This window comes from Achromobacter ruhlandii, from assembly GCF_902859695.1.
In the GTDB taxonomy this organism is placed as follows: domain Bacteria; phylum Pseudomonadota; class Gammaproteobacteria; order Burkholderiales; family Burkholderiaceae_B; genus Achromobacter; species Achromobacter ruhlandii.
On sequence record NZ_CADIJL010000001.1, the window covers coordinates 315,928 to 331,207 of the forward strand.

General features: G+C 67.4%; 14 protein-coding genes. 9 read left to right on the forward strand and 5 right to left on the reverse strand.

Going from position 1 to position 15,280, the window contains the following annotated elements; translation table 11 throughout:
• Positions 1-237 precede the first annotated feature (237 nt).
• From acs to ltaE, 3 genes are all read left to right on the forward strand, one after another.
• A complete protein-coding gene (acs, locus tag HV742_RS01410; RefSeq protein ID WP_049072210.1) occupies positions 238-2,217 on the forward strand; it encodes an acetate--CoA ligase in 1,980 nt (659 codons plus the stop codon).
• A gap of 138 nt (positions 2,218-2,355) precedes the next feature.
• Positions 2,356-3,243: a DMT family transporter gene (locus HV742_RS01415; RefSeq protein WP_175144323.1), complete on the forward strand. Its 888-nt coding sequence runs from the start codon at positions 2,356-2,358 to the stop codon at positions 3,241-3,243.
• Between the two features lie 45 nt (positions 3,244-3,288).
• The gene (ltaE, locus tag HV742_RS01420; protein ID WP_059269543.1) at positions 3,289-4,299 is read left to right on the forward strand and encodes a low-specificity L-threonine aldolase; all 1,011 of its coding nucleotides are present in this window, start codon (positions 3,289-3,291) and stop codon (positions 4,297-4,299) included.
• Between the two features lie 126 nt (positions 4,300-4,425).
• Here ltaE and HV742_RS01425 read toward each other — a convergent pair whose 3' ends face one another.
• From HV742_RS01425 to HV742_RS01440, 4 genes are all read right to left on the reverse strand, one after another.
• Positions 4,426-4,770 (reverse strand): antibiotic biosynthesis monooxygenase family protein, encoded by a 345-nt coding sequence (locus HV742_RS01425; protein WP_068951548.1) that lies wholly within the window; start codon positions 4,768-4,770, stop codon positions 4,426-4,428.
• Positions 4,771-4,781: 11 nt separating this feature from the next.
• Complete coding sequence (locus HV742_RS01430; RefSeq protein ID WP_175144324.1) at positions 4,782-5,885, reverse strand: cytochrome P450 family protein; 1,104 nt, start codon at positions 5,883-5,885, stop codon at positions 4,782-4,784.
• Positions 5,886-5,956: 71 nt separating this feature from the next.
• On the reverse strand, positions 5,957-6,802 hold the full coding sequence (locus HV742_RS01435) for an NAD-dependent epimerase/dehydratase family protein (RefSeq protein WP_175144325.1): 846 nt from the start codon (positions 6,800-6,802) through the stop codon (positions 5,957-5,959).
• A 15-nt stretch (positions 6,803-6,817) separates the two neighbouring features.
• Positions 6,818-8,464 (reverse strand): electron transfer flavoprotein-ubiquinone oxidoreductase, encoded by a 1,647-nt coding sequence (locus HV742_RS01440; RefSeq protein ID WP_175144326.1) that lies wholly within the window; start codon positions 8,462-8,464, stop codon positions 6,818-6,820.
• A 112-nt stretch (positions 8,465-8,576) separates the two neighbouring features.
• On the opposite strand from HV742_RS01440, the gene HV742_RS01445 reads away from it, so the two are divergent.
• The 3 genes from HV742_RS01445 (at position 8,577) to HV742_RS01455 (ending at position 10,685) form a co-directional block, all read left to right on the forward strand.
• On the forward strand, positions 8,577-9,026 hold the full coding sequence (locus HV742_RS01445; RefSeq protein ID WP_049072218.1) for an acyl-CoA thioesterase: 450 nt from the start codon (positions 8,577-8,579) through the stop codon (positions 9,024-9,026).
• Positions 9,027-9,320: 294 nt separating this feature from the next.
• Positions 9,321-10,019 carry a CoA transferase subunit A gene (locus HV742_RS01450; protein WP_049072219.1) on the forward strand — a complete coding sequence of 233 codons (699 nt, stop codon included), beginning with the start codon at positions 9,321-9,323 and terminating at the stop codon, positions 10,017-10,019.
• Positions 10,020-10,031: 12 nt separating this feature from the next.
• Positions 10,032-10,685 carry a CoA transferase subunit B gene (locus HV742_RS01455; protein ID WP_049072221.1) on the forward strand — a complete coding sequence of 218 codons (654 nt, stop codon included), beginning with the start codon at positions 10,032-10,034 and terminating at the stop codon, positions 10,683-10,685.
• 96 nt (positions 10,686-10,781) lie between these two features.
• Here HV742_RS01455 and HV742_RS01460 read toward each other — a convergent pair whose 3' ends face one another.
• Complete coding sequence (locus HV742_RS01460; RefSeq protein WP_054416789.1) at positions 10,782-11,240, reverse strand: GNAT family N-acetyltransferase; 459 nt, start codon at positions 11,238-11,240, stop codon at positions 10,782-10,784.
• Between the two features lie 189 nt (positions 11,241-11,429).
• Here HV742_RS01460 and HV742_RS01465 point away from each other — a divergent pair, with 189 nt between their 5' ends.
• Genes HV742_RS01465 through HV742_RS01475 form a run of 3 tightly spaced genes read left to right on the forward strand, consistent with a single transcriptional unit; the run spans position 11,430 to position 15,215 of the window.
• Positions 11,430-12,305, forward strand: a complete 876-nt coding sequence (locus HV742_RS01465; protein WP_049072224.1) for a MurR/RpiR family transcriptional regulator — start codon at positions 11,430-11,432, stop codon at positions 12,303-12,305.
• The gene (locus HV742_RS01470) at positions 12,302-13,282 is read left to right on the forward strand and encodes an isoaspartyl peptidase/L-asparaginase family protein (protein ID WP_049072226.1); all 981 of its coding nucleotides are present in this window, start codon (positions 12,302-12,304) and stop codon (positions 13,280-13,282) included. Before HV742_RS01465 ends, HV742_RS01470 begins: the two co-directional genes overlap by 4 nt.
• Before the next feature lie 46 nt (positions 13,283-13,328).
• Positions 13,329-15,215, forward strand: a complete 1,887-nt coding sequence (locus tag HV742_RS01475; protein WP_175144327.1) for a dipeptide ABC transporter ATP-binding protein — start codon at positions 13,329-13,331, stop codon at positions 15,213-15,215.
• The last annotated feature ends 65 nt before the right edge of the window (positions 15,216-15,280 follow it).

The window sequence follows — 15,280 nt, forward strand, 5'->3', positions numbered from 1 at the left end:
TCTTATGAAGTCCCGGACATCGCTGCGCTTGATGGCGGCGCGATGTCCGGCGGGTTGCGTATTGCGCTGTCAGTTGTCGATGCCGTTGCCGCCATGTTTGGCGCGCGTTCCCGCGGGATACGGGCTTATGGCCCGTATTTTGCGTAAGGTGCCCGTAAGAGCGCGGCGATACGGTTGCGAGTGGGCAGTCAGATAAAAGCGGCATCAACAACAGAATCACAGATTGGAGACAAGATCATGTCGAATGCTATTGAGTCCGTACTGGTGGAAACCCGCGTGTTCCCGCCGCCCGAGCGCGCGGCGCAGGGCGCCGCGATTCCCAGCATGGACGCGTACAACGCGCTGTGCGCGCAGGTCGAAAAGGATTTCGACGGCTTCTGGGCCGGCCAGGCCCGCGACAACCTGCAGTGGACCAAGCCGTTCACCGAGGTGCTGGACGAATCCAACGCGCCGTTCTATCGCTGGTTCGGCGACGGCGAACTGAACGTTTCGGCCAACTGCCTGGACGTGCACCTGACCAACGGCAACGCCGACAAGACCGCCATCATCTTCGAGACCGACGACGGCAAGGTCACCAAGGTCACCTACCGCGAACTGCTGGCGCGCGTGTGCCGCTTCGCCAACGGCATCGCCAAGCTGGGCTACAAGAAGGGCGACCGCGCCATCATCTACATGCCCATGTCGATCGAGGCCGTGGTGGCGATGCAGGCCTGCGCCCGCCTGGGTGTGACGCACTCGGTGGTGTTCGGCGGCTTCTCGGCCAAGAGCCTGCAGGAGCGCATCGTCGACGTGGGCGCCTCGCTGGTCATCACCGCCGACGAGCAGGTGCGCGGCGGCAAGACCATTCCGCTCAAGCCGGCGGTGGAAGACGCCATCGCCATGGGCGGCTGCGAAGCCGTCAAGCGCGTCATCGTCTATCGCCGCACCGGCGGCAAGGTGGCCTGGAACGAAGGCCGCGATCTCTGGATGCACGACGTCGAGGCCGGCCAGGCCGACACCTGCGAGCCGGTGCCGGTCAACGCCGAGCATCCGCTGTTCATCCTGTACACCTCCGGTTCGACCGGCAAGCCCAAGGGCGTGCAGCACTCGTCCGCCGGCTACCTGCTGTGGGCATTGCTGACCGTCAAGTGGACCTTCGACGCGCGCAAGGACGACGTCTACTGGTGCACGGCCGACGTGGGCTGGGTCACCGGCCATACCTATATCACCTACGGGCCGCTGGCCGCCGGCCTGACGCAGGTGGTGTTCGAGGGCGTGCCGACGTTCCCCAACGCCGGCCGCTTCTGGGACATGATCGCGCGCCACAAGGTCACGACCTTCTACACCGCGCCGACCGCGATCCGCTCGCTGATCAAGGCCGCCGAGGCCGCGCCCGAGACCCATCCGTCCAAATACGACCTGGACAGCCTGCGCATCATCGGCACGGTGGGCGAGCCCATCAACCCCGAAGCCTGGATGTGGTATCACAAGCACGTCGGCCGCGAGCGTTGCCCGATCGTGGACACCTGGTGGCAGACCGAGACCGGCGGCCACATGATCACGCCGCTGCCGGGCGCCACGCCGACCAAGCCGGGCTCGTGCACGCTGCCGCTGCCGGGCATCGCCGCCGCCATCGTCGATGAAACCGGCGGCGACGTCGACCAGGGCAACGGCGGCTTCCTGGTGATCAAGCGTCCGTGGCCGGCGATGATCCGCAACATCTGGGGCGACCCGGAGCGCTTCAAGAAGAGCTACTTCCCGTCGGAGCTGCGCGGTTATTACCTGGCCGGCGACGGCGCGCAGCGCGATGCGGACGGCTACTTCTGGATCATGGGCCGCATCGACGACGTGCTCAACGTGTCGGGCCACCGCCTGGGCACGATGGAAGTGGAATCGGCGCTGGTCGCGCACGAACTGGTGGCCGAGGCCGCCGTGGTCGGCCGTCCCGACGACACCACCGGCGAAGCCGTGGTGGCTTTCGTGGTGCTCAAGAGCGCCCGTCCCGAAGGCGCAGAGGCGCAGGCCATCGCCAAGACGCTGCGCGACTGGGTGGCCAAGGAAATCGGCCCGATCGCCAAGCCCAAGGACATCCGCTTCGGCGACAACCTGCCCAAGACCCGCTCCGGCAAGATCATGCGCCGCCTGTTGCGCGTGGTCGCCAAGGGCGAGGAAGTGACGCAGGACGTGTCCACGCTGGAAAACCCCGCCATCCTGGAACAACTGTCCAAGCCGCTGTGACGCGGCGCGCGCCGTCCGTCATGCGGACGGCGTGGACGGTTGCCCGCCCGACGGGAGCATAATGCGAGATGCCCATGCCGGTTTGCCGGCATGGGCATCGTCGTTTTTTCCTTCGCCACTTTCACTGGAGACGCCGCCGTGAGCCGCAGCAGTTTCGATCGCGCAGGGCTGGCCCTGATGTTCAGCACCATCCTCGTGTGGGCGGGCAGCTGGATCGCGATGAAGCTGATCGTGCCGTACATCGGTCCGTTCGATTTCGTGGCGCTGCGCTACGTGACCGGCGCGCTGGTGCTGTTCGCGCTGGCCGCCGCCACCCGGCGGCCGTTGGGCCTGCCGTCCTGGAAGCTGACCTTGCTGATCGGCCTGACCCAGACCGCCGGTTTCCAGGGCTTCGTGCAGACCGCGCTGGTATCCGGCGGCGTCGGCAAGGTGTCGTTGATGGCCTATACCATGCCGTTCTGGGTGGTGCTGTTCGCGTGGGGCCTGCTGGGCGAGCGGCCGACGGCCCGCCACGGCGTCGGCATCGGCCTGGCCGCGATCGGCCTGGTGCTGTTCATCGAACCCTGGCACGGCGTGGGCGAGATGCGGCCGGTGCTGCTGGGGTTGGGCAGCGGCCTGTGCTGGGGCGTGGGCACGGTGCTGTCCAAGCGCATGTTCGAGCGTCACGCGCCCGATGTGATGACCTTCACGGCCTGGCAGATGCTGTTCGGCGGACTGGTGATGACGCCGGTGGCGTGGCTGGTGCCGCAGATTCCGGCGCAGTGGGGCTGGCAGTTGTGGGCCGGCATGGTCTATATCGTCCTGATCGCCACGGCCGCCGGCTGGCTGTTGTGGCTGCAGGTGGTGCGGCGGGTGCCGGCTTCGATTGCCGGCCTGTCCAGCCTGGGCGTGCCGGTGGTGGCGATGCTGATGGCGTGGGCGGTGCTGTCCGAGCGTCCGTCGCCGGTCGAGCTGGGCGGCATGGCCTTGATTCTCGCCGGCATTTTTGTCGTGAGCCGCGCGGCGCCCGCCGCGCGCGCGGGCTGACCGGCCCGTGCATTAACGGATTCCATTTTCCTCCAAGGAAATTTCATGATCGATTTGCGCAGCGATACCGTCACCCGGCCGTCCCCGGCCATGTTGCAGGCCATGGTCAGCGCGCCGTTGGGCGATGATGTGATGGGGGATGACCCCACCGTCATCCAGCTGCAGCAAGCCGTCGCCGAACGTGCCGGCAAGGCCGCCGGGCTTTTCTTTCCGTCGGGCACACAGAGCAATCTGGCCGGCCTGATGGCGCACTGCGAGCGTGGCGATGAGTATCTTGTGGGCCAGCAGGCGCATACCTACAAGTACGAAGGCGGCGGCGCGGCGGTGCTGGGCAGCATCCAGCCTCAACCCATCGAACACGCCGAGGATGGCACGCTGCCGTTGGAAAAGCTGGCGGCGGCGCTGAAGCCCGAAGGGGATCCGCACTTCGCTCGCACCCGCCTGCTGGCGTTGGAAAACACGTTCCATGGCAAGCTGATCCCGGCCGACTACGTGCGCGCGGCGACCGACTGGGCCCGCGGCCATGGCCTGGCCACGCACCTGGATGGCGCGCGCGTGTTCAACGCCGCCGTGGCAAGTGGCAAGCCGCTGGCCGAACTGTGCGCGCCGTTCGATTCGGTGTCGATCTGCTTTTCCAAGGGCCTGGGCGCGCCGGTCGGTTCGGTGCTGGTGGGTAGCGAGGAACTGATCGCCCGCGCGCGCCGCTGGCGCAAGGTGCTGGGCGGCGGCCTGCGCCAATCCGGCGTGCTGGCGGCGGCCTGCCTGTATGCGCTGGAACATAACGTCGAGCGTCTGGCCGAAGACCACGCCAACGCGCGCCTGCTGGCCGACGGCCTGCGCGCCATCGCCGGCGTGCGGGTGTTGAGCCAGGACACCAACATGGTGTTCGCGGAGTTCGAGCCGGCACGGTGCGAGGCCCTGACCGCTGCGTTGGCGGCCGACGGCATCCTGATGCGCGCTGTCTATGGCGGCCCGACCCGCATGGTGACGCACCTGGACGTGTCGCGCGACGACGTGCGCCGGGTGGTCGAGGCCGTGGCGCGCCACCTGGCCTGATGGCGCGCGCGCGGCCGCGCCCGGGCGGCCACGATGTCCTGCGCGATCAGGCGCGCCAGGTCGACTTGCAGCGCAGTGGGGCGGGCGGGAGCGGCGGTGCTGCAATGGTAACGGGCAGACGCGGCGTCAGCCATGATGCGCGCGACTGTCGCCCGGCGCCTGGTCGCGGTCCCGCATGCCATAGTCGCGCAGCACTTGCGCGACGCGTAGGCGATAGTTGGCGAACACGCCGCCCCGTCCCGCCTCCTGGGCGCGGCGATGCGATTCCAGCGAGCGCCAGCGCCTGACCGCGTCCTCGTCGCGCCAGAACGACAGCGACAGCAGTTTGCCTGGGGTCGTCAGGCTCTGGAAACGTTCGACCGAAAGGAAGCCGTCAATGGTCTTCAGTTCATCGATCAGGCCCGCGGCGATCTGCAGATAGGGGGCCGGGTTGCCATCGGCGGGTTCGACTTCGAATATCACGGCGATCATGGCGTGGGCTCCTAGGTGAAATCAAATTGGGGAATGCGCGCGTTGGGCAGGGGGCGGTAGCGAAAGCGCGCCGCCAGTGCGGCGCCATCGATGCCGGCCTTCAGCAGGTGAACGAGCGCGCCCGCCGCATCGCGCCGTGCGGCGTCGCGGCCCGGGCAGGCATGGCCCTGTGCGCCGAAGGTCCAGTGCGCGTCGGGTTGCGCCATGGCGGCCGCGGCCAGCACCAGCAGCACGGTTTCGTCGGCCTCGATGCGCTGGCCGTCCAGTTCAATCGGGCCGGCCAGGAAGCGGCGGGTGTTGTGGATGGGCGGGTCGTGCCGCAGCGTCGCATCGACCATTTCCCAGGCCTGCGCCCGCGTCAGGTCCGCTCCGGCTCCCAGGCGCGCGGCGCGCAGCAGCGCATTGCCCAGCAGGCCGGCGCCGGCTTCGCAGGCCTGGAACAGCAGGCCCGCCAGGTTGGCGGCCAGCAGCACCGGATCCAGGCCGGCCTCTGTGCCCTGGATGCGCAATTCGCGCAAGGCCGGGCTGGCGGCGGGATCGTCCAAATGGGCGCGCAGGCGCGCCAGCAGGCGCTCGGCCGCCGCGTGTCCGGCCGCCGTCCGGTCCTCGGCGGCGGAGGGCGGCAGGGCTGCGAGGAACGCGCCGATATCGCGTGCGCATTCCGCGGCCACGGCGCCAGGCAGGCCGATGGCACAGGCTTGCGCAAAAACCGGGGCGGCGTGCAGGCAGCGGTCGATGCCCCTGGCCGAGCGTGCGTCCACGTCCAGCCTTTGCCAGTCGGGCGCGGGGGCCAGCGGCGCCTGTTGCGCCAGGAAGCCGCTGAACAATGTCTTGAGGCGGCGCTGCCGCGGACCATCGTTCATCCGCAGGAAGCGGCCGAACAGCAGGCCGGCGGGACCCGCGGCGATTCCCTTGGGCACTGGCTCGGCGAGGGGGCGCACACGGGCGGCGGGATGGCGCATGATGTCGCGGATCAGCCTTGGATCGCTGGCCACCCACAGGCCTAGCCGAGTGTCCCGGTAGAGGGGGCGGTCGCGGGCCAGCGCGGCGTAATAGGGGTAGGGATCGGCGTGCGTGACCGCCTGCAGCGGATCGGTAGGGAAGGGCGTGGACATGGGCGGCGCGGCTGGATCGGGGACAGCCAGTATCACCGCCTCGCGCCAGCGACGATTCGGCCCTGGTCGAACTATGCCTGCGCGGTGTCCGCCAGCAGCGCGGCATAGCCAGCGCGCGAGTCCGGCCATTGCAGCGCCAGGCCGCTGGCCCGCAGACGGGCGTTGCTGAGCTTCTTGCTGCCGACCCCCTTGGGCGCGGGGCCGTCGCCAGGCGCTGGCGCGCCGATCATCCGCGCCAGGTCGGCATAGAGTTCATGCAGCGGCAGGGGCGTGTCGTCGCAGCCGATGTAGACCGGCAACGCATCGGGCAGCAGCGCCACGTGCGCGATGGCGGCCGCGGCGTCGTCGATGTGGATGCGGTTGGCCCAGTGCGGCGGTTCAAGCGGCGCGCTGGCCTTGCCCGTCCGCAGCCGTTCGATCAGTTGCAAGCGGCCGGGGCCGTAGAGGCCGGCGAAGCGCAGGGTGGTGTGCGGGGTCGCGCGCGCGGCCAGCGCCGCTTCCGCCTCGAGCAGGATGCGGCCGTTGAAGCCTTGCGGCGCGGGCGGCGTGTCTTCATCGACCCAGTCGCCGCAATGTTCGCCATACACCGCGCTGGACGATACGAACACGATGCGCTCGACCTGGCGCGTGTCGAGCGCATCCAGCACGTGGTTCAGGCCGTCGACGAACACGGCGCGATAGGCGGCGGGATCGCGCGCGCCGGCGGTGGCGACGTGGATCACGCGGGTGATGCCAGCCGGCAGCGCCGGCAGGCTATCGGGTTGGCTGATGTCGCCCGCCAGCCAGCGGATGCCGCTGGCGTCGTCGGCCGGCGGGCGGCGGCGCAATGCGTAGACCGTGTCGCCGCGCGCCAGCAGGCGGCGCGCGGCGCGTTGGCCGAGATCGCCGCAGCCGATGAAAAGCACGCGTTCAGCCATGGCCGCCGATGCCTGCTACATGCCGCTGTAGACCGGGCCCTCGCCGCCTTGCGGCGCCACCCAGACGATGTTCTGGGTCGGGTCCTTGATGTCGCAGGTCTTGCAGTGCACGCAGTTCTGCGCGTTGATCTGCAGGCGGTCCTCGCCATGGTCGTCCTTGACGAACTCATAGACGCCGGCAGGGCAGTAGCGCGATTCCGGGCCGCCGTACTTGGCCAGGTTGACCTGCACCGGCACCGAGGGATCCTTCAGCGTCAGGTGGACGGGCTCGTTCTCGTCGTGGTTGGTGTTGGAGATGAACACCGAGCTGAGCTTGTCGAAGGTCAGCTTGCCGTCGGGCTTGGGGTAATCGATGCGGGCGCACTGCGAAGCGGGCTGCAGGCAGGCGTGGTCCGGCTTGCTGTGGCGCAGGGTCCAGGGCATCTTGCCCTTGAACACCAATTGCTCGATGCCGGTCATCAGCGTGGCCACGGTGCGGCCCTTCTTGAACCACTGCTTGAAGTTGCGGGCCTTGTTCAGCTCGGTGTGCAGCCACGAACTCTTGAAGGCCTCGGGATACGCGGCCAGTTCGTCGTGGCGGCGGTCGGCCACCAACGCGTCGAACGCGGCCTCGGCGGCCAGCTTGCCGGACTTGATGGCGGCATGGCTGCCCTTGATGCGCGAGGCGTTCAGGAAGCCGGCCTCACAGCCGACCAGCACGCCGCCGGGGAAGGTCAGCTTGGGCAGCGACAGCAGGCCGCCCGCCGTGATGGCGCGCGCGCCATAGGCGATGCGCTTGCCGCCTTCGAAGGTGCCGCGGATGGCCGGATGGGTTTTGTAGCGCTGGAATTCGTCGAACGGCGACAGCCAGGGGTTGGCGTAGTCCAGGCCGACGATCATGCCCACCGCCACCAGGTTGTTGTCCAGGTGGTAGAGGAACGAGCCGCCGTAGGTGTCGGAATCCAGCGGCCAGCCGGCGGTGTGGATGACCAGGCCGGGCTTGGACTGGGCCGGATCGACTTCCCACATTTCCTTGATGCCGATGCCGTAGGCCTGCGGGTCGCGGCCGTCGTCGAGCTTGTAGCGTTCGATCAACTGGCGGCCGAGCTGGCCGCGCGCGCCTTCGGCGAACACCGTGTAGCGCGCGTGCAGTTCCATGCCGGGCTGGTAGTGGGCGGTATGGCTGCCGTCGCGGGCCACGCCCATGTCGCCGGTGGCCACGCCGCGCACCGCGCCGTTCTCGTCGTACAGCACTTCGACCGCCGCGAAGCCGGGGAAAATCTCGACGCCCAGCGCCTCGGCCTGCTCGCCCAGCCACTTGACCACGTCGCCCAGGCGGACGATGTAGTTGCCTTCATTGTGGAAACAGGGCGGCAGCAGCCAATTGGGAGTGGCGCGCGCGCCGTTCTCGGACAGGAACAGGAATTTGTCCTGCGTCACGGGCACATTCAGCGGGGCGCCCTTGTCTTTCCAGTCGGGAATCAGTTCGGTCAGCGCCAGCGGATCCATCACCGCGCCGGAAAGGATGTGGGCGCCCAGTTCGGCGCCTTTTTCCAGGACGCAGACGCCGATTTCCTGATTCTTTTCAGCGGCCAGCTGCTTCAGACGGATAGCGGTGGCCAGGCCGGCGGGACCCCCGCCAACCACGACCACGTCATATTCCATCGACTCGCGTTCAGACATTGCAAAGCTCCCCGTATGTATTCCATATATGGCTGGAAGTATTATCGGCGATTGTATTGCAGGCGGAGACCTTGCACGTCTTCGCATTTCTTTCAGCCATCAGGAGTATTTGGTGAACCCGGACACACAGTCTGCGCGGATTCTGGCGGTGGGCGATACCCACCAGGTGGATTTGCCTTTGCGTTGGGGCGATTCCGACGCCTTGAACCATCTCAACAACACCCTGTATTTCCGCCTCATGGAAGAGGCGCGCATGCAGATCCTGTACGACGCGGGCTTTGAACTGCCGGCCGACGACGGCGCCATCCTGGCGCACGCATCCTGTGATTTCCTGCGCCCGTTGACCTATCCGGCGACGGTGCGGGTGACGCACAAGGTGACGCGCATTGGCCGTTCCAGCGCCGAATTCGAGCTGCTGCTCGAGAAAGTCGGCGATGACGGCGGCCCTTACGCCCGCGGGCGCAATGTGCTGGTGTGGATGGACTACGTGGCCAATACGTCCGCTCCGTGGCCGCCCGAAGTGCTGGCGAAAATGGCCACGCAGTTCAAGCCGGCCGCCTAGGCGCGGGGGTGGTGGCGGTCCGACTTCGATGCGGCGTTTGAAACGGCGCCCGCATTTGTCGGCCATGCCGTTAAAATCCCGCACAGAACACAATACGAATGACAGGGCGCGCCACCCTCGGCGCCGCGAACCAGCAGGCATCCGGCCAGGCCGCGATGCCGCCGGGCCGCGAGGCCGGCAGCCGCGTCCCAAGTACAAACAGGGTCCTCCCAGGATCGCCGGCCTCTCGCGAGGCATGCGCTCCGGCAGGCGGGCGGACTCTCTTCAGTTCGACCTTAACTAGGAGTTGGAGCGATGGACAAGGTTTTTGCAAGCGCCCAGGAGGCGCTGGCAGGCATCGTCAAGGACGGCCAGATGATCGCCGTGGGCGGTTTCGGCCTCTGCGGCATCCCGGAGGCCCTGATCGCCGCGCTGCGCGATTCGGGCGTCAAGGATCTCACGTGCATCAGCAATAACGCGGGTGTCGACGGCTTCGGCCTGGGCCAATTGCTGAACACCCGCCAGGTCCGCAAGATGATTGCCTCGTACGTGGGCGAGAACAAGGAATTCGAGCGCCAGTACCTGTCGGGCGAACTCGAGCTGGAGTTCACGCCCCAGGGCACGCTGGCCGAGAAGCTGCGCGCCGGCGGCGCGGGCATCCCGGCTTTCTTCACCCGCACCGGCGTGGGCACCATCGTCGCCGACGGCAAGGAAATCCGCGAATTCGACGGTCACCAATACGTGATGGAACGCTCGCTGGTGCCGGACGTGTCGCTGGTCAAGGCGCATATCGCCGACCGCAGCGGCAACCTGGTGTTCCGCAAGACCGCGCGCAACTTCAACCCGAACGTGGCCATGGCCGGCAAGTTCACGGTGGTCGAGGTCGAGCAGATCGTCGACACCGGCAGCCTGGACCCCGACCAGATCCACCTGCCCGGCATCTATGTGCACCGGATCGTGCTGAACGCCAATCCGGAAAAGCGCATCGAACAACGCACCACTCGCCCGGCCTAAGGAGAACACGACATGGCATGGTCCCGCGATGAAATGGCGGCGCGCGCCGCGCGCGAGCTGCAAGACGGTTTTTACGTGAACCTGGGTATCGGCCTGCCGACCCTGGTGGCCAACCACGTGCCCAAGGGCGTCGAAGTCTGGCTGCAATCCGAAAACGGCCTGCTGGGCATCGGCCCGTTCCCCACCGACGCCGAGGTCGACGCCGACCTGATCAACGCCGGCAAGCAGACCGTCACGACGCTGCCCGGCTCGTCGATCTTCTCGTCGGCCGACTCGTTCGCGATGATCCGCGGCGGCAAGATCAACCTGGCCATCCTGGGCGCGATGCAGGTCTCCGAGAAGGGCGACCTGGCCAACTGGATGATCCCGGGCAAGATGGTCAAGGGCATGGGCGGCGCGATGGACCTGGTGGCCGGTGTCGGCCGCGTGGTCGTGCTGATGGAACACGTGGCCAAGAAGAAGGACGGCACCGAGGACATCAAGCTGCTGCCCGAATGCAACCTGCCGCTGACCGGCGTGGGCGTGGTCGACCTGATCATCACCGACCTGGGCGTGATGGAAGTCACCGACAACGGCCTGAAGCTGCTGGAAACGGCCCCTGGCGTGACGGTGGACGAGATCCAGTCCAAGACGGCCGCCAAGATGGATGTGTCGGCGGTCAAGTAATCCGCCGCCAAGGCATCATGAATAACGCCCCGCAAGGGGCGTTTTTCATTGAGGGCCCGCCAGGCGTGGCGGGCAGGGCGCCCCGGGGCGCGGCGATCAGGCCGCTTCGCGCAGCAGCATGCCGACGTGCGGAATGCCGTCTTCGATGTATTCCTCGGTCACCGGCACGAAGCCGTGGCCGGCGTAATAGGCGCGTAGCCTGGCCTGCGCGCCCAGGTAGACCGGTTGGCCCGGCCACAGCCGCGCCACTTCGTCCTTGGCGCGGCGCATCAGCTCGTGCCCCAGGCCCGTGCCGCGCGCCGCCGGCGCCGTGATGACGCGGCCAATGACCGCCTGGCCGTCGTTCAGCGCGGGTTCGAGCAGGCGGCAATAGGCCAGCAGCGCGCCGTTTTCCCAGGCCATCAGGTGTTCCGTCTGTCCCTGCAGGTCCTTGCCGTCCATATCCAGGAAGACGCAGTCCTGTTCCACCACGAAGACTTCCGAGCGCAGGCGCAGGATGGCGTAGAGCTCGGCCAGGGTCAGCTCGGCGTGGGGCTTGCAGGTCCAGAGGGGCATGTGAAAAGTCCGAAATTCGAGGCAGAAAGGCGGGGATCAAGCGTACATCAAACCGGCCCCGTTTCTTTTGAAGCACTGTTACATAAATTCACGGGTATACCCTTAGTATGAAAATGAATTTTCTTATCTAAAATTTGTGTGTAAACAGATTTACACAAACCTCCGCTACGTTTTCCCCCCTGATTCTCGATGACCAAGGCCGCACTCACGATCGCTGATCGGATCGCCCGGGCCCAGCCCGCGCTGAGCCGCACGCAGCACAAGATGGCCGAGTACGTCCTGGCGCACCAGTTCCGCGTCGCCACGATGACCATCGACGAATTCGCGACGGCCGCGGGGGTGTCGGTCGCCACCGCCAACCGTTTCGCGCGCGCCCTGGACCTGCCGGGTTACCCGCAATTCCGCGCCGAACTGGCGCGCGGTTTCGAGGCGGCGCTGGAGCCGGTCGAAAAATTGCGCACCGAACTCGCGCATTCGGCCAGCGCGGTGCAGATATTCGCCGCGACGCTCGAAGAAGACATCCGCAACGCCCAGCGCAACCTGCAGAGCCTGGATGCCACCGCCTGTGAACAGGCGGTCGACGCCATCCTGGCCGCCGACCGCGTCTTCATCATCGGTTTCGGCGCCAGCGGTTTCCTGGCCGGCATGCTGCAGCGCGGCCTGTGCATGCACCTGCATTCGGTCGAATCGCTGGCGGGCCCCGGCGGCGTGTCGCACGCCGCCCGCCAGATGTCGCGCATGACCAGCAAGGATCTGGTCATCGCGATCGGCTTTCCGCGCTACCTGGCCGATACCGTCACCCTGGCCGGCGCCGCCAAGCAGGCCGGCGTGCCGGTGCTGGTGCTGACCGACAAGCCCACCTCGCCGCTGGCGCCGACCGCGTCGGTGGTGCTGTATGCCGTGTCCACGCGCCAGCTGATCCCCAATTCCGAAACCGCCGCGCTGGGCCTGATCGAAGCCCTTTCGGCGGCGGTGGCCTATCGGGCCAAGAATTCCGTCGCGGCCGCCGCTGGGGTGACCCAGTCCGTGATGCCGTGGCTCATCCATGGAGTAGGTAAACGATGATTCAACCCGTGATCGCGATTCACGGTGGCGCCGGCGCGATGTCCCGCGCGGCCATGTCGCCCGAGAAAGAGCAGGAATACCTGAGCGCCCTCGAGTCCATCCTGACCGCCGGGCAGGCCGTGCTGGCCCGTGGCGGTAGCGCGCTGGACGCCGTCACCGAAGCCGTGCGCCTCCTGGAAGATTGCCCGCTGTTCAACGCCGGCCATGGCGCCGTGTTCACCAGCGCCGGCACCCATGAACTGGACGCCGCCATCATGGACGGCGCCACGCTGCGTTCGGGCGCCATCGCCAATGTCAACTGCGTGCGCAACCCGGTGTTCGCCGCGCGCAAGGTCATGGAAACCAGCAAGCACGTGCTGTTCGTGGGCGAGGGCGCCGAAGCCTTCGCCAAGGAAGCCGGCCTGGAAATTGTCGACCCCTCGTATTTCTCCACCGAGGCGCGCCGCGAGCAATTGCTGCGCGTGCAGCGCGAAACGCCGGAAGCGGCGGTGCTGGACCACGACGGCCAGGCCATGGTCGCGCGCGGCCAGCCGGCGCCGGCCGATCCGCTGGATGCGGACAAGAAGTTCGGCACCGTGGGCGCCGTGGCCGTGGACGCGCAGGGCAACCTGGCCGCGGCCACCTCCACCGGCGGCATCACCAACAAGCAGGTCGGCCGCGTCGGCGACGCGCCGCTGATCGGCGCCGGCACCTATGCCAGCAACAAGACCTGCGCCGTGTCCACGACGGGCACGGGCGAGATGTTCATCCGCATGGTCGCCGCCTATGACGTGGCGGCCCAGATGGAATATTGCGGCGCCTCGCTGGAAACGGCGGCGGACCGCGTCGTGATGGAAAAACTGCCCACCATCGGCGGCAAGGGCGGCCTGGTGGCCGTTGACGCCCAGGGCAATGTGGCCTTGCCGTTCAACACGGAAGGCATGTACCGCGGTTACGCCCGCGTCGGCGAGAAGCCGGTCACCGCCATCTACCGCTGAGCGGCGGCGGGCTTCGTTTTTGTCAGTTTTGGGGATTACTAGAGATATGGTTGATCGCGCAAACAGCCTGGCGCTGCCGGATAACCGCGTGGTCCAGGTCGACGACCTGACGGTGCGCTTCGTGGGTTCGGAGCGCACGGTCGAAGCCGTGCGCAACCTGTCGTTCCATGTGGACCGGGGCGAGACCCTGGCCATCGTGGGCGAATCGGGGTCGGGCAAGTCGGTGACGTCGCTGGCGCTGATGCGCCTGGTGGAACATGGCGGCGGCCGCATCGCCCAGGGCAGCATGGCCCTGCGCCGGCGCAACGGTGCCGTGATCGACCTGGTCAACGCCAATCAACGCGCCATGCGCAATGTGCGCGGCGCCGACATGGCCATGATCTTCCAGGAGCCGATGACGTCCCTGAACCCGGTGTTCACGGCCGGCGACCAGATCGCCGAGTCGATCCGCGAGCACCAGGGCATGGACGCCGCGGCCGCGCGCGCCGAGGCCCTGCGCATGCTGGAACAGGTGCGCATTCCGGAAGCCAAGTCGGTGCTGGACCGCTACCCGCACCAGTTGTCGGGCGGCATGCGCCAGCGCGTCATGATCGCCATGGCGCTGGCCTGCAAGCCGGCGCTGCTGATCGCCGACGAGCCCACTACCGCGCTGGACGTCACGATCCAGGCGCAGATCCTGCAACTGATCCGCCAGTTGCAGGAAGAAATGCACATGGGCGTGGTGTTCATCACCCACGACATGGGCGTGGTGGCCGAAGTGGCCGACCGCGTGCTGGTCATGTATCGCGGCGACAAGGTCGAGGAAGGCCCGTCGGCGTCGGTATTCGCCACGCCCCAGCACGCCTACACCAAGGCGCTGCTGTCGGCCGTGCCGAAGCTGGGCGCGATGCAGGGCACCGACCTGCCGGCGCGTTTCCCGCTGCTGCAGGTGGACGGCAAGGCGCAGCCGGTGGCCGAACCCGGCGCGGCCAGCACCCAGGAAGTGCCGGCCGCGCGTCGCGAGCCGATCCTGAGCGTGCGCAACCTGGTGACGCGCTTCGACCTGCGCGGCGGCATCCTGAGCCGCGTGCAGCGCCGCGTGCACGCGGTCGAGAAGGTCAGCTTCGACCTGTATCCCGGCGAGACGCTGTCGCTGGTGGGCGAGTCCGGTTGCGGCAAGTCCACCACCGGCCGTTCGCTGCTGCGCCTGGTGGAAAGCCAGGGGGGCGAGATCCGCTTCGGCGGGCGCGACATCGTGCGCCTGAAGACGGGCGAACTGCAATCGCTGCGCCGCGACATCCAGTTCGTGTTCCAGGATCCCTTTGCTTCGCTCGATCCCCGCGTCACGGTCGGTTTCTCGATCATGGAGCCGCTGCTGGTGCACGGCGTGGCCAAGGGCAAAGAGGCCGAGCAGCGCGTGGCCGAACTGCTCGAGCGCGTCGGCCTGCCGCCCGAAATGGCGCAACGCTACCCGCACGAATTCTCCGGCGGCCAGCGCCAGCGCATCTGTATCGCGCGCGCCCTGGCCCTCAATCCCAAGGTCGTGATCGCGGACGAATCGGTGTCGGCGCTGGACGTGTCGATCCAGGCGCAGATCGTCAATCTGTTGATCGACCTGCAGCGCGACATGGGCATTTCTTTCCTGTTCATCTCGCACGACATGGCCGTGGTCGAGCGCGTCAGCCATCGCGTGGCCGTCATGTACCTGGGGCAGATTGTCGAGATCGGTCCGCGCCGGGCCATCTTCGAGAACCCGCAGCACCCCTATACCAAGAAGCTCATGGCCGCCGTGCCGATCGCCGATCCGGCGCGCCGTCACATGAAACGCACCTTGCTGTCCGATGAAATTCCCAGCCCGATCCGCAGGCTCGGCGACGAGCCGGTGGTGCAGCCGCTGGTGCAGGTAGGAACCGATCACTTCGTCGCCCGCCACGCGGTCGGCGGAGCGTATTGAGTCAGTTGTCGTACTTGTTTTTCTTCCACCAAACCCCCTAATTCCGCACAGGAACCAGGAGTTGC